We start from the raw sequence: 23,776 nt of genomic DNA on the forward strand, positions 1-23,776 counted from the left end.
ATGAATAAACCAAATATATTTTCTTTACCCTTTTCGATACATCAATAAACCAACGTATATCATTTATATTTAGGAGGATTCCCTTACATACAAGCAAAAAGCTCTCTCTATTAATGATGATAAATAGTTGACATTCCTCAGGAAAATAAGTGATGTTGACTAAAAGTTAACCTCCATAATTAATTTTTGATCGAATGCTCTCTCGTTACGAAATCAAATACTGAGGATATAGAAGTTGGGCATACTAAAGTCCATACTAAGGTTCTGTGCAAAGGCAGGTTTCCTATGAAAAATATCTGGAGAATTTATAAAAGAGATATTAAAAATGTAACCATGAACGGTGTTGCAGCATTTTTAGTGGGCGGTTTGATGCTCCTGCCTTCTCTTTATGCATGGTTTAACATTGAAGCTTCATGGGATCCTTATAGCAAAACGGATATGCTTCCCGTCGGAATCGTAAATGAAGATGATGGGGCAGCCATTAGGGGTCATAACCTGAATGTGGGAAAAGACCTTGTAAGCGAATTAAAGAAGAATGACGACATGAACTGGCAGTTTGTCGACAGAAAAAAAGCAATGGATCGTGTAGAGTACGGAGAATATTTTGCTGTCATCATTATACCTGGAGATTTTTCCAAGAAGTTAGCTACCGTTATTGAGGATGAACCAGAAAAGGCAACCCTGGAATATTACGTCAACGAAAAGATCAATGCTATTGCACCCAAGATCACAGAGTCGGGGGCAGGTGGAATCGTGGATAAAATCACGGATTCGTTTATTTCTACAGTCAATGGTACTATTTTTGAACTGTTCAATGAGCTTGGAATTGAAATTGAAAAAGATCTGCCCGACATTAAGAGATTCGAGGAGTACGTTTTTAAAGTTGAAGAAGCATTACCTGGATTAGGTGAAATATTGCAGGCATCCTTATCAGATGCCGAAAGTGCCCAGGACATCGTTCATAAAGCGCAAGCTGGAATTCCGGATGTCAAACGCATGACCAATCAGGGATTGGAAACGATTGATCGCACAACTGATTTTATCCAAAGAGCGGAGGATCGATTGAATGCCATGGCACCTACCATACAAAGAGATCTGGAAAAGGTGCAGGATATGGTGTCCAACATCAATAAGTTCGTACAGCAAATTCAGACATCGACAATCGACCTGAATGGAGCGGAAGCCATACACAATCAAATGGCTGAAAAACTTAAAAGTTCCATCCAAATGATCGAAACGATTGAATCTTCCCTGATGTCATTACAGAATAATGAAGATAATCAAAATCAGGAGAAGATCCAACAATCCTTGGATCAGCTCAAAGTTGTTAAACAGGACATGCAGAATGTACAAAATGAAGGACAGAAAATGCATGATTACCTTGCAGCAAAGCAACAGGAAATGGATGAAGTGCTATTAGGCATTAAGGATCGAACAGCCAAAACACAAACTGAACTTGACGCCTTTGTAAAAGAATATAAACAAACCATCGAACCAGCTGTATTGAAGGAGGTCGCCGGAGTCAAAGGAACATTGAATGAAGCGGGAAATATTCTTCAAGATGTTCGGGGGACCATTCCGGAAGTAGAACGAATTCTCTCGAGTACAGAAGCAAACCTCAAGAAAGGGACAAAAACGATAAAAACAGTGACTGGAGAATTCCCATACGTAAAAAATAAAATCAGCCAGCTTGCCGACCGGATCAGGGACATACAGGGAAAGACCGATATCAATGAAATGATTGAGCTTCTTCGAAATGATCCAGAGTTGGAAAAGAGTTTTTTCGAAGAACCAGTCAAGTTAAATAAAAATAGTCTATTCTCCATCCGAAATTACGGCGCAGCCATGACACCATTTTATACTGTCTTGGCAATATGGGTGGGAGCCCTCTTACTCATTTCCTTATTAGCAACTGAAGTATTTGGTTCTCATGAGTATAGCGATAAGCAAATATATTTCGGAAAGCTTCTGACCTTTCTCAGTATCGGATTTGTTCAAGCGATGATTGTAACGGTTGGAGATATCTTCATCCTAGGGGTACATATCGCTGAACCCGTATGGTTTGTTTGTTTTGGGTTATTGATCGGCTTTGTATTTATGGTCATTGTGTATACTTTGGTTTCGGTATTCGGAAATATTGGTAAGGCAATGGCTATCGTTCTTCTCGTATTACAAATTGCCGGTTCTGGAGGAACGTATCCGGTCGTCCTCTTGCCGAACTTTTTCCAAGCTATTCATCCTTTTCTTCCGTTTTCTTATGCCATAGATCTTATGCGGGAAGCGGTAGGCGGGATCGTTTGGCAAAGAGCGTACCATGATCTTTCGTTCCTCCTTCTCTTTGGTTTGAGTTTCTTATTATTCGGCGCATTTTTAAAAGGGCCATTAAGTAATAGAACAAAGGCATTTATGAGAAAGTCAAAAGAGTCTGGATTATTTCATTAATTCAAAAAATCTTCATGATACATATCATGAAGGAAAAGGATTCCTCTCCGCTGATTTAGGGTATACCCTTACTAAAAGCAGAAGTTAAAGGGAGGAAGCAGCGTGAAGCAGGCCATGTTAATCGTCAACCCGTCTTCAGGAAAGGAACTGGGGAAGAAATACAGCGATCATGCACATAAAACGATGATGGAGATGGGGTATGATACAGAAATACGAGTGACACAAGGAGAAGGGGATGCCAGAGCATTTGCGAGGGAAGCGTGTGAGAAAAAGTTTGATTTCCTCGTAGCGATGGGAGGGGATGGCACAATCAATGAAGCCATTAATGGTATGGCGGAACAGGAACATCGACCGTTGTTTGGCATTATTCCACTTGGCACGGTCAATGATTTTGCGAGAGCGCTCAATATCCCTATGAAACCTGAAGAAGCAATCAACATCTTTAAGGAGAACCATGTTCAAAAAACGGACGTTGGTAAAATCAATGATCGCTATTTTGTAAATATTGTTGCAGTGGGGGCACTGGCAGAAGCATCATTTTCCACACCGGACGAACAGAAATCGAAGCTTGGTCCTCTTGCTTATATAATAGAAGGTATGAAGAAGATGAAGGAAAAGCAGCCATTTAACCTCAAAGTTCTATCAGATCACGATTGGGAGGGAGAGGCACTACTAATGCTAGTGGCCCTGACTAATTCTGTTGGTGGGATGGAAACAATCGCGCCGAATGCTAAAGTGAATGATGGTCAGCTTCATGTTTTTATCATTAAAGATATGGCAATGCCTAAATTTCTTCTTTTACTGCCTAAAATCCTTTTAGGTGAGTTAGCAGAAAGCGAACATGTCCACTATCTGAAAGTCAACAATCTCCAAGCGGAGTCAGAGTATGAGATGATTGCAAATGTTGACGGGGATGAAGGAGACAAACTTCCTATTACAATTGAAAACTTAAAACAGCATTTGGATATACTCGTTCCCCGCGAGGGATAGAACGCGCTCAATGGGGAAGAGATTTTAAATGGAGATTCTTTCGGTGTATAGTAATTCCCTCCTTTTTGTGTTACCATTACTTCTTACAGTAAACAAAGGACGTGACCAATCATGATTAACATTCAAATTCCCCAAGCGGACATTTCCATTACGGAACGCAAACAGCCAAGAGACGCAGATGAACCAAAAATTAAAAGTATCGAGGGCTTTATCGATCTTCATGAAATTCCAAGAGACAAGGGCGGTATCATCTTATTTTACAATATCAATGATGAGCTTTTATTCGTTGGCAAAGCGAGAAAGCTGAGACAAAGAGTCAAAAAGCATCTTGAAGATAACGTTTCACCTCTTCGCAACCATAGAGATGAAGTCTATAGAATCGACGTAGCAATTGTTGAGGATCCAATGGATCGTGATATTTATGAGACGTACATTATCAATAAACTACAAGCGAAATATAATGTAGATAAGGTATTTTATCAATAATGGATTCATAGGGAACCAGGGTGTTTACTCTGGTTCTTTTTTATTGAGAAGGTTCCGATATGTTTTCAATGGATGATGAATCAATCAGTCTCCATCTTGACCGTTCACTTCATGACCAACATTCCATTCTTTCAATCTGTCTTCTTGGATCCCATAATAGGTTGTATCTGTTCGGTCCCTCACCCCATACAGCACCACCAACCCTTTAACATCCCAATGAATATTGATGGCTTCGATGACAGAAGTTCTCTTCACGCCTGCTATCTCAATATCGACTGATTGATCCAAATCGAATGCTGTTTGAAAGCCTATCTCGCACCTTTGTACCGAAGGAGGAGCAGGGCAATCATCAATGTTCAAATATTTCTTCTTTCCATCAAGAATATCGTAGGATATAAACGATTTTCCCGGTTTAATCCAATACACAATTTGAACGATTCGCCCTGTCCTTAGGCAAGAGCCACTAAACGTATCATGAAAAAGGTCCTCATATTCAATGACTTCTCTCAGCCTTATGGGGTTGATGGTCCCTTTCATAAAATCTCCTCCTGCTCATAAGTAAGCTAATAAGATTCATATAGTAATACTTATTGGAGGGTGTGTTTTAATAGAACGAAGAGTTCACATTTGATTACCATGAAAAATAATAGTTTATGGCCTAAGATCGAGTTGAAATAATGATAAAATGAAGATTAAAACGAATTGGATTTCCCCCTGGCAGCATCAGACTTAGCAACTGATGGGACAAATCAAATAAAGGGAGGTAAAAGGATGAACGTACAGTTTACTAAAGTAGTGACTCCTTCTGCAGAAATAGTAGATGCATTAAATAAGTGGGATAACGACCCCGTGTTGATCCCACTCACCAGACCGAATCAAAACAGGGAGGAGATGGAAACACGAAGGGAAACAACAGTAAATGAGTTAAAAACACGATTGAATTCACAGGACATGTTTCTTATATACTTGGAAAATAAACTAGTGGGAGAAATGAATTATATGATCGATCCTGGCCACCTTTATAGAAAAGTGAAGGGCACTGCCTGGCTCGGTATTACGATCGGTGAACCCGAAGGCCGAGGAAAAGGTATCGGCTTTAAAGCCATTCAATATTTGGAGGGTGAGATTAAGAAAAAAGGATTATCGAGGATCGAACTGGGTGTCTTTGAATTCAATAGTCAAGCGTGCAGGCTTTATCATCAACTCGGATATCAGGAAATAGGAAGGATTCCTGAATTTACATATTGGAATGAAAAGATGTGGACTGATATCCGTATGGAAAAGCACCTTTGATCATCCTTTGAAGGTGATCTGGAGTATGCATATATTTTCGTAATACAATTGTAATAAATGTAACAAAACGCAAGGGACTCTCATATATTACGTCCCATTTAAAGGGGGGAAATCCCCCGTGGTGGCAAATCACAAAATTTACATAGTATCCCATTAGATGCCCTTTCAAACTTCGAATTACCTATCCTGAGGGTGTTTGAGAGCAAGATAATGTTTCCTTTAACCATTGAATATTGGGTAAAAATAACCTTATTGTAAAATCGTGGTAACCTTTCTTCTCCTGTAATAAAGTAAACTGTAGGTAGATTGATTTAGGAGGGAAAATTATGCACGAAAATATCCATCAAAACGATGATGTATTGAAAATGCTGGATTCATTTTTAAGGGAACCTGCTCCATTCTGGGATGAGTTTTTTTCTGATCGTGAAAAATCCATCCCCATCTTTGTCAATGCACCTGACGAAAACTTAGTATCCTATGTGGAGAAGGGTAAAGTCAAACGGGGAAAAGTATTAGAACTTGGCTGTGGGCCGGGCAGGAATGCAGTTTATCTTGCTGAACAAGGTTTTGAAGTTGATGCAGTCGATGTATCAAAGACCTCCCTTGATTGGGCAAAGGAACGTGCTGATGAAAGGAATCTGTCCATAAACTTTCTACACCAAAATATTTTCGACTTAAACTTGAAGCATGGAGAATACGATTTCATATATGATTCAGGCTGTTTTCATCACATCGCCCCTCACAGAAGAATGTGTTACATACGAATTGTTGAGAATGCCTTGAAGGATGAAGGGTGTTTTGGCATTACCTGTTTTCTGCAAGGTGGAAAACTAGGTGGGGCGGATATTTCTGATTGGGAAGTGTATAGAAGAGGTTCGCTTATGGGGGGGCTTGGATTTACTGAAGAAAAACTGAAAAATATCTTTCATTCATTAGAGGCTGTGGAGATAAGAGAGATGATTGATAGGGATGATCCCAAAATATCATTTGGGTCATCAGAGTTATTAACAGGGCTTTTTACGAAAAGATGTGGTGAGAAATAAAGTGAAAGAAAACGGCATGGGCTTGCCGTTTTCTTTTTTTTACACCCTGAAACGTGATAAAAAATGCAAAAATTCCTGTTGGATAGTATGTTGATACTTTGTGACGGCGTAGGTGTTTGCTTCCGGTAGTGGAAATGATTTTGTTTCTACTTCCAGAAGTCTACCTTCGAGAAGTTCTCTTCTGACTGTAGACGAGGGAAGATAGGAAATGCCAAGTCCTTCAGAGATAAAGCGTTTTGTTATATGTGTCTGCGATACCTTCATCGTTCTGACTCTCGGAAAGAACTGTTTAACAGTATGACTAAGTTCATCCCAGTAACCCGGGTGATTGTGGGTCAATAAATAATTCGACTCTAATACCTCTTCTTCTTCGAGAGGTGGTGCTGATTCAAAGTCACGTCCATCATGAGGAACAACCAAAATGACTTTATCCGAAAAGAGTAAAGTTTGTTGGAGTTCGGAACTGTAGCAGGGTAGGCAGGAAATTCCGATATCCGCCGTGTCTCTTAAAACAGCCGACTCGATTTCTAAAGATTCGATAATTTCAACTGATATTTCCACCTCTGGATGGTTCTTAAGAAATTGTTTTAATACAAACGGGAGGATATTATCCGCGATCAAGGGAGATATGGCCAGCTTTAAAGTTGCGGTATATCCCTGGCTGATGGATTGTAGGTCACTGATTCCTTCCTCATACGTTTCGAGTAATCTTTTGGCATGTTGTAAATAGGCTCTTCCTGATTCCGTCAGTCTGATTTTTTTTCCATCCCGTTCAAACAAGGTGACTCCAAGTTCCTTTTCGAGCTGTTTTATATGTACCGTAACGGTTGGCTGTGAAATAAATAATCGCTCAGCCGCTTTTCTGAAATGGTTGAATTCAGCTACTGTTATGAACGTTTTCACCACATTCAAATCCATGTTTTTCACCCATTCCTTATTAATGATTATAATTGATTTGATTAAATATATTTAATTTTCTTAATTATAAAATCATTATACACTAATTGTAATAAAGGAAAAGGGGATGTTATGTATGTTCAGGGAAGGTTTAAAAGGAATCATAGCAGCACAAACCGCAATCAGTCATATTGACGGAATGCAAGGAATCCTCGTCTATAGAGGGTATGAAATCGGGGAGATTAAGGAACTAACATTTGAAGAAGCTGCTTTCTTATTATGGTATGGACGTATCCCTACAAGGGAGGATGCCTTAGAGATAAAGAAGAAACTGAGCACCAACCGATACCTTACTCCTATCATGCTCGATATCATTCAAATATTACCACATGAAATGGACATGATGAGTGTATTAAGAACCGTGATTTCTTCTGAAGGGGCAGCACAATACAAATGGAAACCAAGCATTGATCAGGCAATAAGATTAACAGCCGTCATTCCCACCATTATCGCCTGCCGCTTCAATCTGATGAATGAAAAACCTTTCATTGAGCCGGATCCTGAGTTGAACCATGTGGATAATTATCTATATATGTTATCTGGAATGAGACCCTCTAAGGCCATTGCCTCTGCGTTGGAATCGTATATGATCCTGACACTTGAGCACGGTATGAATGCTTCTGCTTTTTCGGCAAGAGTCACTGTGTCTACAGAATCCGATCTCGTGTCAGCGATAACTGCAGCCATTGGGACCATGAAAGGACCTCTTCACGGAGGAGCACCATCAGGGGTCATTGAGTTACTGAATGAGATAGGCACCAGGGATAGAGCTGAAAGTGTTCTAAGGGAGAAATTGGTGAAGGGAGAAAAGCTGATGGGGTTTGGACATCGTGTCTACAAGACGCATGATCCAAGAGCCATTGCTTTGAGGAAGAAGTTGTTAGAAAATATGGGGGAAGATCCCTCCCTCGACCTGGCACTATATGTGGAGGAGAAGGCGATTGAACTCTTAGCAGAAAGTAAGCCGGGGAGATCCCTCTACACAAATGTAGAATTTTATGCAGCCGCGATCATGAAATCGATTCATTTACCGTCAGATCTTTTCACACCTACTTTTACAGCAAGTCGAGTCGTTGGATGGACTGCGCACGTGTTGGAGCAGGCAGAAAACAACTCCATTTACCGTCCCCAGTCAGAATATATTGGAAAACAGTACTGCTAGTTAAAGAAGAACCTACACCTGGAATTCGTTCCTGGGAACATTTTTGATGTGAAATAAATAAGCAAAGTACGTTTAAGAAAGCCCGAGATCTCCATCGTGATCCCGGGCTTTCTATATGTTCATTATATCATACTCTTTGCAAAAAAATCAGTCTCTTAATTGGATTTATTATCCAGTATACTGTTTTTTAAGAGGGAGGAATGGCAATGATACCCGGTTACGCAAATTTCAATTCAACAAGGAAGTATGGCCAGAAATTCACTTTGACTTATCGTACATTCTCTGAATTTGTGGTTTCACCTATCGCTTTGGGAACCCATTTGGGGGAAATGAACGAAATAGACTCTGATCTATATAGGGAAGGGATTCAATATGGTTTGCAGAATGGATTGAATTTCATCGATACCGCCCTCAATTATCGGGGAATGCGATCGGAAAGGGATATAGGGTATGTTCTGAAATCCTTAATACATGATAAGAAGATTTTGAGCAGGGAATCTATCGTCGTTTCTTCAAAAGCTGGTATCATTCCTGGAGATGTGATGAAAAATCTTTTTCCAAAAGAATATCTCCAAAAGGTTTTACTTGAGCCAGGAATCATACAGGGATCGGATTTGAATGAAGTGGAGCATCAAAAACATGTCCTAACCCCACGCTATTATCAATTTGCCATCGCTCAAAGTAAACAGCATCTGAATCTTGGAACAATTGATATCTACTATGTTCATAACCCTGAAATCTCCATGATGGCTCTTGGACCCGAGACTTTCTATCAGAATATGGAGAGCGTATTTTCCACTTTAGAAGATCAGGTTCAATGTGGGAATATACGGTATTATGGATTGGCAACGTGGACGGGACTTCTGAAATCACCTGAAGATAATGGTTATATTTCTATTGAAGAGGTGGTGAATAGAGCAAAGTCCATTGCAGGGGAAGGTCATCATTTTAAATTTATCCAATTTCCACTCAACAAACAGTTTACTGAATCGATTACGTTCAAAAATCAATTAGTACAAAATGAATTCCAACCTTTGCTTGTTGCTGCAGAAAAATTGGGATTATCCTCTACTACCAGTGCTCCCTTCCAACTAGGGAAAGTATTTAAAGAAAATCAGGATCCTCATGAATGTTTACAAGAAATCATTCAGACGGGAGGAGTTCTTTCAACCATGGTTGGAATGAAGCAAGTAAAACACATCAAAGAAAATATCATGTCCATTCTACCTGATGCAAGAAACTGATATCTGAACGGAATTCAACACGTCTAGCCTTTGAACATAAGCGTCTTCTAAGATGTTGAACCTGAAAACTCCTCTAGTTTGATCTTGTTATGAATTTAAAGGAGTTTGGAAAAAAATGTCGAATAATACTAGTCAATCTGTTTTTAAAGGGGAACTAAAATTGATGAAGTTGGAAACGATCCAAAATGCGATGGATTACAAAAAAGCCGTGATCACCCATCTGTTCGATTTAAAACAACAGATCGAAAAAGGAGAAGACTCAGATGGAGTCATTTCCTCTCCTGAGTGCACGATACAAGTCCTTACTCAATCAGCCATGATTGAAGGGGAGATCAACCTATTTGAAAATGAAGAACAAAGAAAGACATTTATGGAGTATGGACTTGGTCGTTTTGAAGAGGAGCTTAATGAACTTCCGCCTGAATTGGTGGCATCAAATGTCACTGCTCCGATCCATATGAAAGACGTTCGACTAAAATCACTTTCAGCTCCCGAATCTATTACAGAAATGGATGAAATGATTGTCTTCTCCGATCAAATTGTAGGGATGGCCATTGTGAGAGGAAAAAGGAGCGACGGCTTTGTTTGAAACTCTAATAGGTAAACAGAGAAATGAGATATCAGGATCCAAAGTGAAACATCGAACGGCCGTAAAAGCTGTGATCATGCAAGATGATCAAATTCTCCTTATGAATTCCAACAGGGGAGACTATAAATTTCCCGGCGGGGGGCTCGAAGCAGAAGAGACCTTCGTCGAGGCACTGCAGAGAGAGGTTCGTGAAGAAACAGGCTTCGTACACTGTGTCGTGAGAGAACTAATAGGAATAGTGACCCAAAGATATATGGACTTATTTGATGACGATACCATATTCGAGATGACTTCACACTATTACAGGTGTGAACTATTGGACAGGGAAGTTATCCCACAACAATTAGAAGAATATGAGTCGGAACTGGAGATGACGCCAAGTTGGGTGACGTTGGATGAGTCCATTACCTGTAATGAGCAGTTAATGGACAAATTCGAGAACAACCAATGGATCAAACGGGAGAATTTTGTTCTGAAAGAACTGAAGAAATTATACGAATAGGATGAATTAAGTCTGATCAATACAGTATGATGATGACTATTAAGATCGAAAAGAGCTAAAGATTCAAGCTCCTTTCGGTTTTTTATCTTCTATCAAAATCTAAGATTTAATCCGTATTTTTTCAGCTCTTCTGAATCATTCGGAAGTGTCACATAACCTTCTAGCCTCATGCTTAGTTTCTCAAGTAAAGTAGAGGAGGGTTCATTATCTTTTGTCGTAATGGCTATCAAGCGTTTGATTCCCAACTCCTTTGCATACTCGAGCGTAGCACACGCCGCCTCAAAGGCATACCCTTGGGACTGGTACTCACTTAAGAAGGCAAATCCTATATCCACATCTTCAAGGCCGGCGCGCTTAATCAATCCACACAGTCCGATTGGAATTCCACCTTCTTTACGCTCTACTAAAAATAAACCGAATCCTTCACGTTCGTACATGGCCCGGGGACCGTTGATAATATAATCCCTCGCGTCTTCCATCGTTTGAATTCCTTTGTCGCCTATATATTGCAGCCATCCAGGTTCATTTAACAATGTCACGATGAATGCTGCATCCGTTAGTTCTACCCATCTCAAAATAAGACGCTGTGTTTCTGCTACTTTCATGTGGAACACCTCACGTTGATTTTTTCTCCCCTTATTTTAACCTGAAAGTCTGATTAGGTGAACTCTTTCCCACCTTATGATAAGTAAAAGTCTGTGAGGAATTCCACTAATGAGACATACAGTTTGCCAAATTCCAAGACTACCATTCAAATATAATCATGATATAGTTTCCATATGAAATGAATATAAAGAGGTGTTGATATAGTGGGTGTGAAGTTTAAAATAGAAAGCCCCAGAATTCCAGTTCGACCAGAGTCTGCTCATTTCCAAGATGTCTATTATGATGAAGATCCATTTCTATCAAATTGCACAATAAAAAATGCAAGGCTTGATGGGGAGAAAGTGGACCAGCTCGTTTTGTCCAGAGTGATATTTCAAAATGTTTCATTTATTGGTGCAAACTTTCCACGAATCGATATGACAGATGTCGTTTTTGAAAACTGCGACTTGTCGAATGCAAACTTTAGCGACGGAATCATTCACAGAGTTTCCTTTAAAGAATGTAAACTAATGGGCGTGGATTTTTCAGGTGCAAATTTGGGTAATGTCCTTTTCGAAGATTCAATGGCAAACATGAGTGACTTCGTTGACGCTCGATTAAAGCAAGTAAAATTCAATCAAACCACTTTACAAAACGCTAATTACTCTGATTGCGACCTTTTGAAAGTACACTTTGAACAATGCGATATGAATGATATCGATTTCACCCAAACAGACCTTAGAGGAATTGATATTAGTACGTGTCGTTTTGAACGAATCAATGTAGCAGTAGAAAATCTACCAGGTTGTGAAGTTTCACCTGAGCAGGCAATAGGATTTGCAAGCTTATTGGGCTTGAAAGTAAAGGAATAGAAAAAATACAAAGAAACTTTAATAGTCTTCAACTTTAAAAAGTAAACGGTATAGAGGGACCCTGATACTTCATATTAATGGTATCAGGGTTCTTATCTGTTTCCTGAAGGAAGGATTTGACTAAACATAACAGCTTCTTTGTTTGCACCTGAAACTTTTACCAATTTCATCCGTATATATTAGGAAGATCAATCGATTGAAAGCCACTGTGAAAAAGGGGGGGATCTTGTGATAAAGATTGAGAATGTCAGTAAGCAGTATGATTCTATTCAAGCACTGGAAACTATTCAGTTAACCATTTCAGAGGGTTCATGTTTTGGGATTGTAGGTCCTAATGGAGCAGGGAAATCAACTCTTATGAAAATTCTATCCGGGGTATTACAAAGTTTTGATGGAGATATCATCGTTAAAGGGCAATCTGTCAAAAAATCCAAGTTGGATGTGAAAAGGCTTATTGGATACATACCTCAAGATATCTGTCTGGAAGAAACACTGACTGCCAAGGATAACCTATTTTATTTCGGCAGCCTTTATGGATTGAAAGGGAAAGAGCTTCATGACCGTTCTGAGAAGGTACTCAAACAAATTGGGTTAGACGAGCGGGGGAAAGACAAAGTTGTCACTTTCTCCGGAGGTATGAAGCGACGTTTGAATATCGGATGCGCCCTACTACATGAACCATCGATTGTCATTATGGATGAACCGACTGTTGGGATCGATCCACAATCAAGGAACTCGATATTTTCAATCATTCATGAGTTGAAAGAGAAGGGAAGTACAATCATTTATTCAAGTCACTATATGGAGGAAGTGGAGCAGTTATGTGACAGTATAGCATTGATAGACAAGGGGGCTTTGATTGAATCCGGAACGATGGATGAACTTCTGGACAAATATAATAAACCATCTTTGTTTATTTCTGGGGAAGGGATCAATGAGATGAGTTTAAATCCATTTGGTGAGACTGAAGTGAAGGGAAATGGCTATCTGTTACAGAGTGAAGACCCTCTGACGACACTGGAAAAACTAATTGTCGAATTCCGTATCCAAAACGTGTTACCTAGGAAACTTGAATTATATCAGCCAAAATTGGAGGATATTTTCTTCGATTTAACCGGAACACAGCTTCGGGATTCATAGAAAGGAGGAGATCATATGTGGGCCATTGCGAAAATGGAATTGAAGAAGAATATACAGGATAAAGGCTTATGGTTTTGGACGTTCATCTTGCCGATCGTATTCATTATTGCCTTTGTCTCCATCTTTTCCGGTGATGAAAATACCAGTTATAAAGAAGTGGTCACTCAGATCATACCAGGATATACGATTATGTTCGCATTCTATATTATGATATCGATGGTCATCGGACTTGTGAAAGATAGGGATAAAGGAATGGTTGCCAGAATTGCCAGTACGCCCTTACCGATCAAGAACTATTTTATCGGAAAGTGGATTCCGTTCATGGTGATCGTTTTGATTCAGATTACTGTTTTATTTGGTTTTGGTGTCGTTGTGTATGACCTTCCGTTAGGAGATCCCATCGGCCTGATTGGTTTATCTGTTTCTTTGGCTTTTATTGTGACGGGATGGGGGATGGCGCTGGCCGTATTGGTGAAAACGGAGAACATGGGCATCGCCATGACACAGATCATAGCCCTAGGAGGCGCAATGCTTGGTGGTTTGTGGCTGCCTGTGGATCTAATGCCTGAATTTATGCAAACCATCAGCAAGTTACTGCCTCAGTACTGGGCGATAGAAGGGTATAAGGAAATTATCTTAAATAGAGGCTCAATCCTTGACGTTCTTTTCAATATATCTGTTCTGCTTTTCGCAGGAATAGCAGGAGGATTGATTGCGATCGCTGCGTATCCGAGGTTTCTTCGTGCATCTAAGAGTTAATATCTTATCATAAGTGATTTCCTACTATTTTCATATATGTTATGGTTGAATTGTCTGAAAATGACATCGTGAATCGCACAGATGGAAAGGGGAAACATGTTGATAAAGAATAAAGTGAAAATTGTAGAGGTAAACGCAGAAAATTGGTACGAATGCTGTCAGCTGGAAGTTGCGCCGGATCAACTTGAATTTATTGAGAGCAATGCTGTATCCATTGCTCAATCAAAATTTGAAACAACATTAAAGCCATACGCCATTTATTTTGAAAATAAAGTGGCAGGATTCTTAATGTTTAACTCTACACCAGAAGAACTGGATGCTTATTGGGTTTATAGAATCATGGTGGATAAAGGTTTTCAGGGAAAAGGAATCGGAAAAGCTGCAACAGAGTTAATGATCTTGGAAATGAAAGAAAGCTTTGATGTAGACAGAATCGTAGTGGGGTACCATCCCGATAACAAGGGAGCCCATCGCTTATATGCAAGTCTTGGATTCGTCGATCACGGTGAACGATTCGGCAGGGAAATGGCCGTAGTAAAAGAAATCCATCCTAACTGAAGAATATACAAAGGGCCAACTACATTCCTCTTGGCCCTTTATATTTAAAGATTGCTATTCTTCTTGTTCCTGAATATCTACTAATCCCTTGATCTTATCTTTCGCTCCCTTCCTCCATTTTTTCACAGCGGAGATGGATACGCTCTCCACCTCGGAGATTTCACTGACCGTCAGCATATGCAGACAGGTGTACATAACCCATTTCCTTTGATTTTTCGTTAAATCCTTACAGTAACTGAACAATAATTCTTCTGCCAACCCTTCGTTTATATGCTCATCTTCAATCATGTCAAAGAATTCTGACTCTTTATACACACTTCTTTCTTCATGTTTATTTTCTTTTGATAGTTGAGTGAGTATTCTGCCCTTCACAAACGAATAGGCATAAGCAGGGAAAGCACCTTTATCGGGATCGAAGTTTTGATGTGCCTCCCAAAGTGCAATAAGCCCGGTCTGATAATAATGATCTTTATTTTTATAGATGTGTAGAGAATGAATGATTTTATGAATCATCCGCTCATATTTAGCATGAATTTCCTCAAACTTCTCCAAATTTAATTCCTTCTGATCGGCGCGCCTTTCATTGTATTCCCAGGTATCTTTACCTTACAAAGAAGAAGCGTGTCGAACAAAAGAGGATACTGCTTGTTCATCCTTGAGAAAGGGTTTGAAGCGAAGTGTAATGTGGTCGGTTTCTATTAGAATTAGTAGAGATTTCACCTAAATGTAAATAGGATTAAAAACACCATCCCTGAACACATAAATGACTTTCCAATATTATTAATAGGGAGACAAGACTCCTTGTGAAATCAACTTACAATAGTTTACAATATTCTTAAGTGATGTTGTCACGCTTAACCAATTTGGGGTAGAAAGTAACGGTTTGTTCAAAAGGGAAAGACGTGAGATGAGCAGACATTTTTCATGAGAATCATAATACTATTATGTAAACTCTATTCTCTATTTTTTATAGAATAATCTGCTTGATGGAGGAACTATGGAATCGGTTTATCCAATTTTTCTCATAAAGAGAAAAACGCCCTATACTGAGCGTTTTCCCCCTAGATATTACATACTTCGGTAAACAGCTGATGTGCGAGGGTAACCACTCCTACAGGCATTTGATTTACGATAACTGTCATAAAGATGTCTTGTTCCGGATAATAGAGGGTTACAGATTCATATCCGTGTATCCCACCGTGATGACCATATGCTTGCAGACCGTTATCAAACCAATACTTATTAATGCCCAAACCGGAAAGTATGTTCGGATCATTGGTTTCTTGAAACTCCAGCATTTGATGCATTGACCCATCAGACAATAGACCACCTGATATAACAGCCTTCATAAACGATTGGATTTCTGACGGATTGGAAATGAGAGCACCGGCAGTCCATAACATCGAGACATTAAGTTCAGTGATTTTCGTTAGATCTCCTGAAAGGTCAGTCAAGTCCGGAGTTGCTATTGAATGGCCAGTCCCATAGGGAGAGACTAGATTACTGGTACTGGGTAAGAATGTCCTTTTCAGTTGAAGTGGTTGAATGATCCATTGATCAATTACATCTTTAACCCTTTTTCCTGTGCATTTTTCCACAATCATTCCCAGAATGATATACCCGGTATTTGAGTAGAAGAATTCTGTACCGGGTTCAACTTCCAAGTCATGGTTGGCAACAAGTCTGACAAGACTTTGAGGGGGAAAATGATCCTGCAGGCTTGTAACCGCATGCTCGATACATTTTGTGCCAGCTACATCCATCCATATATAATCCTTCAACCCACTTCTGTGCTGAAGCAATTGTCGGAGCGATATCCAGCTGCCATTTTCAAGTATACCGGGAAGGATGGATTCTACGGATTGATCTAATGATAATCGACCTTCTTCCTGGAGTTTGAGAATCAGCGTACTGGTTACCAATTTTGTGATGCTTCCAACACGTTGATGATCGAATGGACACAACATAATATCTTGATCATATTCCCGAACCCCTGCAGCTGAAACAAAGTCCTGTCCTGAAGAATCAGTCAGGCATACCGAAATGCCTGGTAACTGGTGGGCCTCGCGAAGAAATTTAACTTTTTCGTGAAACAAAGTGAGATCGATCAAACAAATCATCCTTTCAAGTGGTGGGTTTACAGGAATCATTTTTATTGTCACCAGGAAGTGGAATACCTTTTAATGGTATTCATGTATGTGTATTAGTGTTGAAACCCTCTTAGGGCATGATTCGCTGAGTCACAAAAGGTGAATTTCTAAGAATCTATCAATTACCCATGTTTAATACTTATGAATCAATCAAATAAATAGAAGGGAAACTAACCAATGCCAATTCGAAATTCTGCTAAAGCCATCATTATAAGAGACAATAAAATACTTCTGACAAAAAATAAGGATGTGGAAGGTTTTTTCTATCTTTTTCCCGGTGGAGGCCAGGAACATGGAGAGACCCTTCCCAAAGCATTAAAAAGAGAATGCGTCGAGGAGATCGGATGTGAAGTGGAAGTAGGGGCATTGCTACATGTGAGGGAGTATATCGGCAAGAATCATGAACATGCTTCTTTCGATTCTGACCTCCATCAGGTGGAGTTCTATTTTGCTTGTAGGATACTATCTGAGTGGAGCGATCATCTAACACCTTCTAATCCCGATAGTCATCAAGTCGGTGTGGAGTGGATTGATATACATGTACTGAAACAGTATAGGTTATATCCTAAAGAAATATCGTCACATATAGGTGGAAGCTCCAAGGTATATCTTGGGGATATCAACTAGTAATGTAGCAACGAGAAATAGAAAGGAGAACGACGACAGGTGAGAGTGCACACCCTTATCATAACCGGATTAATGGCAGGTGTTTACTCCAGTATCTTAGATGGAATGGAAGAAGACTACGGTCTCCATTCATTTGTAAGTGCATTGATAGTAACATTGTTGACGATATTGACAGGACTACTTCATCACAGGCATTCGAATAAAGGAAAAAACAATATAGTCTGACTACATACTTAATCGCTAAGAGATTCCTCTCTTAGCGATTAGTCATCAATACCCGCTGGTCCAATCCTCTGTGCTGACCGTATCCCCAAACCAACGCAATACTTCATTATGATGGGAAATTATTAGTTTGGCTGAAATATCTGTTTTATCAAATGTCGAGTGCGCATCTGATAATAATGTTACCTTATACTTTAGACTAAATCCCCTTCGACATGTAGTGTCCACACAGGCTTCAGTCTGTATCCCCGTTATGATCAGGTGATCAATATCCAACTCGATTAGTTTTTGGTGCAAGGTCGTTTCATAAAAGCTATCAGGTGTATCTTTATGTACGATGATATCTCCTTTTTCTGGAGAAATTTCTTTATGAATGTTCCAACCTGCTGAGTCTTTTTCCAAAGGACTATTCTTGGGTCCGTTATGCTGAATATATATAATAGGCATGTCGTTTTTTCTAGCATACGAGGTGGCATGTTTAATCTGATTTAAAAGTGATTCTCCATTATAAACAGAAGGGTTCATCGTGAACATTCCGTTCTGCACATCAATGATAAGCAATGCTTTCTTCATTATTTCACCCCTTAGTGTTCGATGCCGGAAGGTGGTTTGGGTCTTCTTACTAACTCACCACTACAATTAGGACAGATAGAATCATATTGAGCGGTACACTCTTCACAAAAAGTACATTCGTGGACGCAAATATAGGCTAGATCATTTAATGCCCTCTCACATGTTTCGCAGTTGATCTTCATTTCTAATCCCATAGGTATCTTCCTTTCTGTTAATCTCTTTCCATTATATTCTAAAATACGATAAAATAGTGAAGATATAGAATACTCTTTTATATCAGGGAGGCAAATATTCATGTCTACATACGTATTGTGGGGGAAATCGAAAGTGAAATTGACGTGGAGGGAGGACTTCACCCTTCCAGACACGTCACGGATCACCAGTGTTCATGGTTTCTGTTTCAAAAATAAAAAACTGCTTTTAGTGAAACTCCATAAAAGGGGATGGGATTTTCCTGGAGGACATCTGGAAGAAGGGGAGTCCCCTGAAGAATGCTTGAAGAGAGAAGTGATGGAGGAGGCATATGTTTCGGGTCCCCTGCACCTTCTTGGATATGTAATCGTTGATCATCACGATAATCCTCATTGGAATGAAGAAAGTCCGTATCCTAAAGTAGGGTATCAACTTTTTTATCAAATGAATGTTGAAGAAGAATTTTCATTTGAAGGAGAATACGAATCGTTAGAAAGATGCTGGATCGATCCTGATCATGTGACAGAATACTATTTAAAATGGAACAGTGTGTATGGGGAGATACTTTCACTTGCACAATTTATGCATGAGAAACTAAAAGGGAAGATGGAAACAAGGAGATCGTGTGGACCATCAAAGGATAAATGTGTTTGAGAGTTGTGGATTATTTATGGTGAATGTTTGAATGAATTCTAGGCTCTATGATATGCGGAAAAGAAAAAGCGGGTTAAACCCGCTTTATGATTTCCTGCACTTTGCCTCAAATGAATAATTCACTTGGATTTTGAGAGATCCATCGTACTCTTTTTCCGGAGCGGTTCCTGTAGTGGCAATTCTGGTCAAATTATCATAAACAAATGTTAAAGAACTTTGAGGTTGGACCAAAAGAACAATCGGTTGATTACTTACACTTCTTTCAAATCGTACATTTATCGCCTGTGTGCTAAAGTTTTCAACTGTACCGGCTGCAATAACTGGAATATTATTGGATTCAATGTCAAAGATGGTATTTACCGATTGATTTCCTGAACCGGAAAATGGTGCACAGTTTTCAAATTGGACGGTTTTGCATTCTACTTTTGGCCTTGAAGGACACTTGTCTGCCTTCCAGCCTAATGGTTTGTCGTAACAGTTCATACATATCACCTCCAGTATACTTCAATGTATGTACAAGGATTTTTTGTGCTTGTACACGCACCTAAATAAAAGATTTGGCAAACGTCTTTTTATCATTTACGTCATATTGATTAATTGATTAAAAAATAAAGGGGAATCTGAGTTATCATGGATAGTAAAACCATTTCGATTAATAAACACAGCTGGGACGAGGCGTCACCTCGATTTTACGGGAGAAATCCACTGCCAGAGTATGGGCCGCTTGCCCCAACCGAAGATGAATTACAATTACTTGGTAACATAGGCGGGAAGAAGGTTCTGGACATCGGCTGTGGAAGCGGGCATTCACTGCAATATATGAAAAACAATCATGCCAGTGAGCTTTGGGGTTTGGATCTGTCCCACAGCCAACTTCAGGCTGCGGGACAATTACTTATAAAAGATGAAGCCAGATTGTTTGAAGCACCTATGGAAGAGAATCCAGGAATTCCGAGGGATTACTTTGACATCGTCTATTCCATTTATGCACTTGGTTGGACGACAGACCTTGACCAAACGCTGGCCAACATCCATTCATACCTCAAAGCAGGAGGTATATTCGTATTCAGCTGGGAGCACCCATTTTATAACCGGGTACAACAAGCAGGTGACTCCCTCATTCTTAACCAATCTTATCATCAAGAAGGAGCCTATGCTCATGAGGCGTGGAGTCAGCCTGCCATCATGCAGCAATTCAAGGTTAGCACCTATCTCAATACACTCATCAATAATGGCTTTATGATTGAACAGGTCATTGAAGAGGTTCGTTTATCAGAAGAAGATGTTGAGAAGCATTCCAACAGGTGGTATAGCTTTGATAAAGCGAGTCATGTACCCACTACTTTAATTGTAAAAGCCAGGAAAGAGTAATTTTCAACAAGAAGGGGGAGTTAATCTATGATCAAAGCGGCGATATTCGACCTGGATGGCACACTGTTAAACAGGGATGCTTCTGTGCTGGCATTCATCAGAAATCAATATGAGCGAATGCACCACTGGCTTCAACATATCCCAATAGATATATACGTTTCCAGGTTCATAGAGTTGGATCAAAGAGGGTACGTGTGGAAAGACAGGGTTTATAAGCAGATGATAGAGGAGTTTGCGATCCCCGAATTAACCTGGGAAGAGCTGCTGGATGATTATATCAGTCAATTTAAATTCAGCTGCATTCCATTCCCTCATTTACATTCCATGTTGGATGAGTTAAAAGCAGCAGGTATCCAATTGGGTATGATCACAAACGGGTTTGGCAGGTTTCAGATGGACAACATTCAAGCACTTGGAATTGAACATTACTTTCATGAAATCCTTATTTCTGAATGGGAAGGCTTGAAAAAGCCTGATCCTGAAATCTTTAAGCGTGCGTTGACACGACTGCACGTGAAACCTGAGGAATGCATCTTTATCGGAGATCACCCAGAGTATGATGTGTATGGTGCCCAGCAGGTAGGTATGAAAGGTGTTTGGAAAAGTGATCCTCATTGGACGGATACAAACCATGCAGATTTTGTGATTGAAGATTTAGCTGATTTACCTCGGACGATTAGAACAGTCTAATTCTAAAAAAGGAAGAAGCCTCCTGTGAAAAGGAAGCTTCTTTACATTAGTTTATCTCCCATCACCATAACAGTATGATACCCGCGGGACCGAGGTCCTTTTTTCATTTCGATGTTTTTAAAACCACAGCCCTCCATAATGGGAATAAGCTCTTCTGTCAGCATGTTCTGAACACCTTTCCATGGCTTTCCGTCTTGTCCATCGCTTAAGGTTATGATGATAGAACCCTTCTCTTTTAATACACGATAAATCTCGGAAACCGTATCGCTCAAGGAATCCCAGAAATAGATAGATTGAATGCTGAATACTTTAGAGTATGTGTGGTCATCAAAAGGCAAATTCATTACATTCGCCTGTACAAAATCAGCACAGCCTTTTTTTACACTGGATTTATTCCGATAGCGTGCAGAAATAAGGGCCGTATTCGATAAATCCAATCCCACCACTTTTTGAACTGGTGAATCCGAAAGGGCTTTTTTCACTGCATATCCTGCACCACATCCTAGTTCCAAAACATGACCCTGCTCCTTCAAATCGAGCAATTCCAATGTCCACATGGTTTCAATTTTATGTTGCAGGACCATCTTTTCACCAAAATAAACCCCAAGCAGTCCTTTGGGTGATTTATACTGTTGATCAATCAATTCCATGATCCGTTTCTTCAAATATCCGACACCTCCTGAAGAGTAAATTACAATAAAAGTATATACATGGATTCTTTGACTAGAATTAAGATTCTTATTTTCTATTATATCTTTATATATAATAAACAAGTAAACACTTAATGGATTTTTATTGATGCATTTTTGTAAATAGAGCTTAGCCTGGTCATTCACTTAAAAGACTTAATTAAAAGTTTAAGCCACTATTAAATATTAATTATTTCTAGTATAATAGTCTTCTTGATACTACATATTCAGCATAACAGCTGGAGTTGAATTAAATCAGGAGGGTCTATTTTGTTAGAATTCAGTAAGTTATTTACAGAACCAGTCAAAACCGTTGCCATCAATATAGCGATAGTATCATTAGTTACCATATCGTTGACCACACTTATCTATACAGTACTTAAATTCATTAAATTACCTGAAAAATTTTTAGAAAACATTATTGGTCTGATCGTTGTATTTGTAAGCATCGGCACGGTCTATTATTCACTAAGATGGGATTTGTTTCTCGCCTTATAATCACATATAAAGTGTCTCAAAAAGCATCTTAATCAGATGCTTTTTTGTTTTTCTGATACAACTTTCCAATGATATGAAGTTAAGCACGTAAGTTCTCATTTGTATACTAAACTTCATTCTATGGTCATATATCCCTTCCTACAAACAGACCATGATTATTTACAATAAAACCTCTATTCTATAAATAGAAAAAGTATTTCAAATTCCCTTGATAATATGGAGAAATTTCTTTATATTTAGTAAATACCATTTTACCAAATGTTGGAGGGCGCTACCTATGAATGACATGAAGAGATTATGTAACTCCATTAATACTTGTTTATCTAAAAAGGATTCTTCAATTGACGAACTTCAAATGGGTGAAATTGTAAATCTGCTGCGCGTGAAATCTCAACTGACCCAAGAAGAGTTAGCTCAAAAAGCAAATGTGTGCACCCAAACCATCAAGAGACTTGAAAGAGGAAAAGAAAAGGTAAGTGATGTCACTTGCAGAGTTATAATTGAAGCATTAGGGGTAAATATTAAACGACTGACCAGGCTTTTAGATGAATGACACGATAGTCAGCTCTTTGAATAGATAAAGGGATACCTTAAAGAAGTGTAACAGTCACAATTGCTTAAAATTACTAAGAAGAATAGAAGGATTTCAGTTGATATTAGAAATGGCCAGATGCTATATTATCCTGAATAAGGTACGAAAATCAGTCATACCTTTTAAAGAGTTCGATCTGAAGGGAGAACTTATGGATAATAAATGGGAAGTGGCACTGCCATCTTTATCTCAAATGACCGTTTCTTCAAATTCCAATAATGAACCTGTCACGATTCACGGTGGTGATGATACATTACGGTGCGTCGGTGTAGGAACAGATGCTGCAGTCTTTCAATCCATTTATGCACCAGACTTTGCTTTCAAATTGTATGCTGAAGAAAAGAGGTCCAAAATAAACATCGAAGAAAACGTCTATCATAACATAGGGAACACTCCTTATTTTTCCACATGCTATGCAGCTTACGAAAGACTACTAGTATTAAGTTTTGAAGAAGGACCGACACTCTATGACTGTTTACTGCAGGGAATTCCAATTCCTCAGCAAGTGATTCAAGACGTTGAGAAAGCTAGAGAATATATTCGTGAACTAGGAATGAACCCACGTGATATCCATTTGAAAAACATCTTATTGCAAAACGGGAGAGCGAAAATCATCGATGTATCGGAATACGTTCTGCCTGGTAATGATTACAGATGGGAGCACCTTAAAAAAGCCTATGAAGATCATTATTACCTAATTGAAGGCCGAGCCGTCCCATTCTGGTTATTGGAAACGATTCGAAAATGGTATAACTCATGGAATAAACATTTTGGTTCTTATGAGGAATTCATGAAAAGAGTATCAAAATTCACTTCATTTAAATAAAATGGAAAACGTTCAGGGCAATCATAGCCTTGGACGTTTTTTAATTAAGAAGAGTTCGTTGAACATGAAT

Annotated in this window: 29 protein-coding genes; 20 read left to right on the forward strand and 9 right to left on the reverse strand. The window is 39.2% G+C overall.

Annotated elements, in window-relative coordinates; all coding sequences use genetic code 11:
* Positions 1-285 precede the first annotated feature (285 nt).
* The 3 genes from ACIGG7_RS14715 to ACIGG7_RS14725 all read left to right on the forward strand — a co-directional run bounded on the left by ACIGG7_RS14715 (position 286) and on the right by ACIGG7_RS14725 (position 3,918).
* Positions 286-2,442 carry a YhgE/Pip family protein gene (locus ACIGG7_RS14715; RefSeq protein WP_397550113.1) on the forward strand — a complete coding sequence of 719 codons (2,157 nt, stop codon included), beginning with the start codon at positions 286-288 and terminating at the stop codon, positions 2,440-2,442.
* Positions 2,443-2,544: 102 nt separating this feature from the next.
* Positions 2,545-3,432 carry a diacylglycerol/lipid kinase family protein gene (locus ACIGG7_RS14720; RefSeq protein ID WP_397550114.1) on the forward strand — a complete coding sequence of 296 codons (888 nt, stop codon included), beginning with the start codon at positions 2,545-2,547 and terminating at the stop codon, positions 3,430-3,432.
* Positions 3,433-3,543: 111 nt separating this feature from the next.
* Complete coding sequence (locus ACIGG7_RS14725) at positions 3,544-3,918, forward strand: nucleotide excision repair endonuclease (RefSeq protein WP_224940857.1); 375 nt, start codon at positions 3,544-3,546, stop codon at positions 3,916-3,918.
* 84 nt (positions 3,919-4,002) lie between these two features.
* Here the strand turns inward: ACIGG7_RS14725 and ACIGG7_RS14730 are convergent, their stop codons facing one another.
* Positions 4,003-4,455, reverse strand: coding sequence for a hypothetical protein (locus ACIGG7_RS14730; protein ID WP_397550115.1), 453 nt, complete (start codon positions 4,453-4,455; stop codon positions 4,003-4,005).
* A 234-nt stretch (positions 4,456-4,689) separates the two neighbouring features.
* Here ACIGG7_RS14730 and ACIGG7_RS14735 point away from each other — a divergent pair, with 234 nt between their 5' ends.
* The gene (locus ACIGG7_RS14735; protein WP_397550116.1) at positions 4,690-5,211 is read left to right on the forward strand and encodes a GNAT family N-acetyltransferase; all 522 of its coding nucleotides are present in this window, start codon (positions 4,690-4,692) and stop codon (positions 5,209-5,211) included.
* A gap of 326 nt (positions 5,212-5,537) precedes the next feature.
* Positions 5,538-6,254 carry a class I SAM-dependent methyltransferase gene (locus tag ACIGG7_RS14740; protein WP_397550117.1) on the forward strand — a complete coding sequence of 239 codons (717 nt, stop codon included), beginning with the start codon at positions 5,538-5,540 and terminating at the stop codon, positions 6,252-6,254.
* A gap of 39 nt (positions 6,255-6,293) precedes the next feature.
* Here ACIGG7_RS14740 and ACIGG7_RS14745 read toward each other — a convergent pair whose 3' ends face one another.
* The gene (locus ACIGG7_RS14745; protein ID WP_397550118.1) at positions 6,294-7,172 is read right to left on the reverse strand and encodes a LysR family transcriptional regulator; all 879 of its coding nucleotides are present in this window, start codon (positions 7,170-7,172) and stop codon (positions 6,294-6,296) included.
* Positions 7,173-7,287: 115 nt separating this feature from the next.
* On the opposite strand from ACIGG7_RS14745, the gene ACIGG7_RS14750 reads away from it, so the two are divergent.
* The 4 genes from ACIGG7_RS14750 (at position 7,288) to ACIGG7_RS14765 (ending at position 10,708) form a co-directional block, all read left to right on the forward strand.
* Positions 7,288-8,373: a citrate synthase/methylcitrate synthase gene (locus ACIGG7_RS14750; RefSeq protein WP_397550119.1), complete on the forward strand. Its 1,086-nt coding sequence runs from the start codon at positions 7,288-7,290 to the stop codon at positions 8,371-8,373.
* 206 nt (positions 8,374-8,579) lie between these two features.
* Positions 8,580-9,617: an aldo/keto reductase gene (locus ACIGG7_RS14755; RefSeq protein WP_397550120.1), complete on the forward strand. Its 1,038-nt coding sequence runs from the start codon at positions 8,580-8,582 to the stop codon at positions 9,615-9,617.
* 115 nt (positions 9,618-9,732) lie between these two features.
* Positions 9,733-10,206: a hypothetical protein gene (locus ACIGG7_RS14760; protein WP_397550121.1), complete on the forward strand. Its 474-nt coding sequence runs from the start codon at positions 9,733-9,735 to the stop codon at positions 10,204-10,206.
* Positions 10,199-10,708, forward strand: a complete 510-nt coding sequence (locus ACIGG7_RS14765) for an NUDIX hydrolase (protein ID WP_397550122.1) — start codon at positions 10,199-10,201, stop codon at positions 10,706-10,708. Before ACIGG7_RS14760 ends, ACIGG7_RS14765 begins: the two co-directional genes overlap by 8 nt.
* 92 nt (positions 10,709-10,800) lie before the next feature.
* On the opposite strand, the gene ACIGG7_RS14770 is transcribed toward ACIGG7_RS14765, so the two are convergent.
* Entirely contained in the window at positions 10,801-11,313 is a 513-nt protein-coding gene (locus ACIGG7_RS14770; protein ID WP_397550123.1) for a GNAT family N-acetyltransferase, read from the reverse strand.
* 204 nt (positions 11,314-11,517) lie between these two features.
* On the opposite strand from ACIGG7_RS14770, the gene ACIGG7_RS14775 reads away from it, so the two are divergent.
* The 4 genes from ACIGG7_RS14775 (at position 11,518) to ACIGG7_RS14790 (ending at position 14,622) form a co-directional block, all read left to right on the forward strand.
* Complete coding sequence (locus ACIGG7_RS14775; RefSeq protein WP_397550124.1) at positions 11,518-12,165, forward strand: pentapeptide repeat-containing protein; 648 nt, start codon at positions 11,518-11,520, stop codon at positions 12,163-12,165.
* 228 nt (positions 12,166-12,393) lie between these two features.
* Positions 12,394-13,305 (forward strand): ABC transporter ATP-binding protein, encoded by a 912-nt coding sequence (locus ACIGG7_RS14780; protein ID WP_224940846.1) that lies wholly within the window; start codon positions 12,394-12,396, stop codon positions 13,303-13,305.
* 15 nt (positions 13,306-13,320) lie between these two features.
* On the forward strand, positions 13,321-14,064 hold the full coding sequence (locus ACIGG7_RS14785) for an ABC transporter permease (protein WP_397550125.1): 744 nt from the start codon (positions 13,321-13,323) through the stop codon (positions 14,062-14,064).
* Positions 14,065-14,160: 96 nt separating this feature from the next.
* Positions 14,161-14,622 carry a GNAT family N-acetyltransferase gene (locus ACIGG7_RS14790; RefSeq protein WP_397550126.1) on the forward strand — a complete coding sequence of 154 codons (462 nt, stop codon included), beginning with the start codon at positions 14,161-14,163 and terminating at the stop codon, positions 14,620-14,622.
* A 54-nt stretch (positions 14,623-14,676) separates the two neighbouring features.
* On the opposite strand, the gene ACIGG7_RS14795 is transcribed toward ACIGG7_RS14790, so the two are convergent.
* Complete coding sequence (locus ACIGG7_RS14795) at positions 14,677-15,174, reverse strand: sigma-70 family RNA polymerase sigma factor (protein ID WP_397550127.1); 498 nt, start codon at positions 15,172-15,174, stop codon at positions 14,677-14,679.
* Positions 15,175-15,683: 509 nt separating this feature from the next.
* The gene (locus tag ACIGG7_RS14800) at positions 15,684-16,733 is read right to left on the reverse strand and encodes a serine hydrolase domain-containing protein (protein ID WP_397550128.1); all 1,050 of its coding nucleotides are present in this window, start codon (positions 16,731-16,733) and stop codon (positions 15,684-15,686) included.
* A 216-nt stretch (positions 16,734-16,949) separates the two neighbouring features.
* On the opposite strand from ACIGG7_RS14800, the gene ACIGG7_RS14805 reads away from it, so the two are divergent.
* Together ACIGG7_RS14805 and ACIGG7_RS14810 are read left to right on the forward strand one after the other, a co-directional pair.
* On the forward strand, positions 16,950-17,399 hold the full coding sequence (locus ACIGG7_RS14805) for an NUDIX domain-containing protein (protein WP_397550129.1): 450 nt from the start codon (positions 16,950-16,952) through the stop codon (positions 17,397-17,399).
* A 39-nt stretch (positions 17,400-17,438) separates the two neighbouring features.
* On the forward strand, positions 17,439-17,624 hold the full coding sequence (locus ACIGG7_RS14810) for a hypothetical protein (protein WP_224940841.1): 186 nt from the start codon (positions 17,439-17,441) through the stop codon (positions 17,622-17,624).
* 45 nt (positions 17,625-17,669) lie between these two features.
* Here the strand turns inward: ACIGG7_RS14810 and ACIGG7_RS14815 are convergent, their stop codons facing one another.
* Both ACIGG7_RS14815 and ACIGG7_RS14820 read right to left on the reverse strand, forming a co-directional pair.
* Positions 17,670-18,194 (reverse strand): cysteine hydrolase family protein, encoded by a 525-nt coding sequence (locus ACIGG7_RS14815; protein WP_397550130.1) that lies wholly within the window; start codon positions 18,192-18,194, stop codon positions 17,670-17,672.
* 11 nt (positions 18,195-18,205) lie between these two features.
* Positions 18,206-18,388: a DUF1272 domain-containing protein gene (locus tag ACIGG7_RS14820; RefSeq protein ID WP_397550131.1), complete on the reverse strand. Its 183-nt coding sequence runs from the start codon at positions 18,386-18,388 to the stop codon at positions 18,206-18,208.
* A gap of 100 nt (positions 18,389-18,488) precedes the next feature.
* Here ACIGG7_RS14820 and ACIGG7_RS14825 point away from each other — a divergent pair, with 100 nt between their 5' ends.
* The gene (locus tag ACIGG7_RS14825; protein WP_397550132.1) at positions 18,489-19,040 is read left to right on the forward strand and encodes an NUDIX hydrolase; all 552 of its coding nucleotides are present in this window, start codon (positions 18,489-18,491) and stop codon (positions 19,038-19,040) included.
* Between the two features lie 84 nt (positions 19,041-19,124).
* On the opposite strand, the gene ACIGG7_RS14830 is transcribed toward ACIGG7_RS14825, so the two are convergent.
* Positions 19,125-19,523, reverse strand: a complete 399-nt coding sequence (locus ACIGG7_RS14830) for an S-Ena type endospore appendage (protein WP_397550133.1) — start codon at positions 19,521-19,523, stop codon at positions 19,125-19,127.
* Between the two features lie 147 nt (positions 19,524-19,670).
* Between ACIGG7_RS14830 and ACIGG7_RS14835 the strand changes: the two genes are divergently transcribed.
* Both ACIGG7_RS14835 and ACIGG7_RS14840 read left to right on the forward strand, forming a co-directional pair.
* Positions 19,671-20,411 carry a class I SAM-dependent methyltransferase gene (locus ACIGG7_RS14835; RefSeq protein ID WP_397550134.1) on the forward strand — a complete coding sequence of 247 codons (741 nt, stop codon included), beginning with the start codon at positions 19,671-19,673 and terminating at the stop codon, positions 20,409-20,411.
* Between the two features lie 27 nt (positions 20,412-20,438).
* Positions 20,439-21,101: an HAD family hydrolase gene (locus ACIGG7_RS14840; RefSeq protein ID WP_397550135.1), complete on the forward strand. Its 663-nt coding sequence runs from the start codon at positions 20,439-20,441 to the stop codon at positions 21,099-21,101.
* A gap of 41 nt (positions 21,102-21,142) precedes the next feature.
* Here the strand turns inward: ACIGG7_RS14840 and ACIGG7_RS14845 are convergent, their stop codons facing one another.
* Positions 21,143-21,766 carry a class I SAM-dependent methyltransferase gene (locus ACIGG7_RS14845; RefSeq protein WP_397550136.1) on the reverse strand — a complete coding sequence of 208 codons (624 nt, stop codon included), beginning with the start codon at positions 21,764-21,766 and terminating at the stop codon, positions 21,143-21,145.
* A 799-nt stretch (positions 21,767-22,565) separates the two neighbouring features.
* Between ACIGG7_RS14845 and ACIGG7_RS14850 the strand changes: the two genes are divergently transcribed.
* Both ACIGG7_RS14850 and ACIGG7_RS14855 read left to right on the forward strand, forming a co-directional pair.
* Positions 22,566-22,841: a helix-turn-helix domain-containing protein gene (locus ACIGG7_RS14850; RefSeq protein WP_224940834.1), complete on the forward strand. Its 276-nt coding sequence runs from the start codon at positions 22,566-22,568 to the stop codon at positions 22,839-22,841.
* A 190-nt stretch (positions 22,842-23,031) separates the two neighbouring features.
* Positions 23,032-23,706, forward strand: a complete 675-nt coding sequence (locus tag ACIGG7_RS14855; RefSeq protein ID WP_397550137.1) for a serine/threonine protein kinase — start codon at positions 23,032-23,034, stop codon at positions 23,704-23,706.
* Positions 23,707-23,776 lie beyond the last annotated feature (70 nt).

The organism is Rossellomorea sp. NPDC077527 (assembly GCF_044542955.1).
Classification (GTDB): domain Bacteria; phylum Bacillota; class Bacilli; order Bacillales; family Bacillaceae_B; genus Rossellomorea; species Rossellomorea aquimaris_E.